Annotated in this window: 2 protein-coding genes; one reads left to right on the plus strand and one right to left on the minus strand. The window is 64.4% G+C overall.

The features are described 5' to 3' along the window. Positions 1-249: hypothetical protein (locus Q0341_RS06765; protein ID WP_299511427.1), on the minus strand; the 249-nt coding region annotated here is incomplete at its 3' end. Between the two features lie 13 nt (positions 250-262). Between Q0341_RS06765 and Q0341_RS06770 the strand changes: the two genes are divergently transcribed. After that, complete coding sequence (locus Q0341_RS06770; protein WP_299511430.1) at positions 263-2,104, plus strand: gamma-glutamyltransferase family protein; 1,842 nt, start codon at positions 263-265, stop codon at positions 2,102-2,104. The last annotated feature ends 74 nt before the right edge of the window (positions 2,105-2,178 follow it).

Here is a 2,178-nt window from a genome sequence, read left to right on the forward strand (position 1 = left end):
CTGCGTGACATCGGGGAACACCCCGAAAGTGGAACGCCGCTTGAGGAACTTCGGGCCCTGGGTTTGACTCATTTCAGACAACGCTTGGTTCGCCAAACCCGTGTGATTTATGAGTTTGACGACCAGACCGTGCTGGTTCACCTCTTCATCCACACCCGGCGTCATTTCAGAACCCATTTGCAGCAGCGTGTTTTGCGGACCTGAAGAAGTACGGTCAACCTGCAGACCTGTCAGAGAACGCCCACCCATCCAAGAACGGCTTATGACCTCCAACTTTGCAACTTTCCGTCTTACGCTGGTCATCACCAGTGTGTCTCTCTTGAATGCCTGTGCAACTTGGCCAGATTTTCAAGCACCCGCCAACGCGCTGCGCTACAGCGTGCCCGATCACGCCACGCAACCCGAAGCGGCCAGTGGCAACACGGCCAAACCCGGCTGGGCCTATACGCGCCAAGCCGTGGCCGCTGCCAACCCGCTGGCCACCGATGCGGGGCACCAGGTGCTTCGTGCAGGCGGCTCGGCGCTGGATGCCGCCATTGCCGTGCAAATGGTGCTGGGCTTGGTGGAGCCGCAGTCGAGTGGCATTGGCGGCGGCGCTTTTTTGTTGCACTTTGATGGCCAAAAAGTCACGGCGCACGACGGGCGCGAAACCGCCCCCGCTGGCGCACGCGGCGACATGTTTCTAGACCAAGGCAAGCCGCTGCCATTCGCGGATGCTGTGCAAAGCGGCCATTCGGTGGGCGTGCCGGGTGTGGTGCGCATGCTGGAGGCGGCGCACCGCCAGCACGGCCGCCTGCCTTGGGCGCAGTTGCTGCAGCCTGCCATCACGCTGGCCGAGCAAGGCTTTCGGGTCAGCCCCCGTTTGCACAGCTTGCTGCAAGCCGATGCGCTGCTCAAAAAAGACCCGCTCGCCCTGCGCTTTTTCTACCAAGCCGATGGCCAAGCCTGGCCTGTGGGCCATGTGCTGCGCAACCCCGAATACGCCCATGTGCTGCGCGGCATCGCCCAAATGGGCAGCCGGGCCCTGCACGAAGGGCCCGTGGCTGCAGCCATGGTGGCGCGCACCGCACAAGCACCGCGCCCCGGCACCCTGAGCCTGCAAGACCTGGCCAACTACCAGCCTCGCATGCGCGAGGCCCTGTGTTTTGACCACACGGCCGCAGCGCGGGCCTACCGCATCTGCGGCTTCCCACCGCCGTCATCGGGCCAGATCGCCATCGGCCAGATTTTGGGCATGTTGGGTCACACCCAAGCGCAAGGCCCCGAGCTGGCAAGCGGCCTGCCCTCACCCGACTGGCTGCACCGCTACACCGAAGCCTCGCGCCTGGCTTTTGCCGACCGGGCGCAGTACGTGGCCGACCCGGATTTTGTGAGCGCCCCCACTGGCGACTGGCGCAGCCTGCTGGCCCCCGCTTACCTGCGCGATCGCAGCCAGCTGATTGGCACACAGGCCATGAAAGCGGCCACAGCCGGTCAGCCCGGCGGCCAAACGACCAGTTTTGCCCCCATGCCCACACAAATCGAGTACGGCACCAGCCACATCAGCGTGGTCGATGCACAAGGCCGCGCCGTGGCCATGACCACCACCATCGAAGCCGCCTTTGGCGCGCGCCGCATGGTCACCACCGACACAACTCGCCCCGGTGGCTTTTTGCTCAACAACGAGTTGACCGATTTCAGCCTGGCCCCTGCCGACGCGCAGGGCCGCCCAATTGCCAACCGGGTCGAGCCCGGCAAACGCCCGCGCTCGTCCATGTCGCCCACCTTGGTGTTTGACAAGGCCACAGGCCAGTTGCTCATGAGTGGCGGCAGCCCCGGGGGCGCACTCATCATCCACTACACGGCCAAGCTGCTCACGGGCACGCTGCACTGGGGCCTGAACGCACAGCAAGCGATTGACCTGCCCAACTTCGGCTCGCTGGGCGGCCCCACTTTGCTGGAAGCCAAACGCTTTGACGGCACCACACTCGACGCCCTCAAGGCACGCGGCCATAGCGTGCGAGAAATCGACATGACCAGCGGCCTGCAAGCCATCGAGCGCACCCCCACAGGCTGGTATGGCGGTGCCGACCCCAGGCGCGAAGGCGTGGTGCTGGGCGACTGAGCTTCAGTCACCGACAATAGGCCTGGATTCAAAAAAACGGCAGCCTAGGCTGCCGTTTTGCATGGATGCCGGAT

The organism is uncultured Limnohabitans sp. (genome assembly GCF_937889215.1).
Lineage (GTDB): Bacteria > Pseudomonadota > Gammaproteobacteria > Burkholderiales > Burkholderiaceae_C > Limnohabitans_A.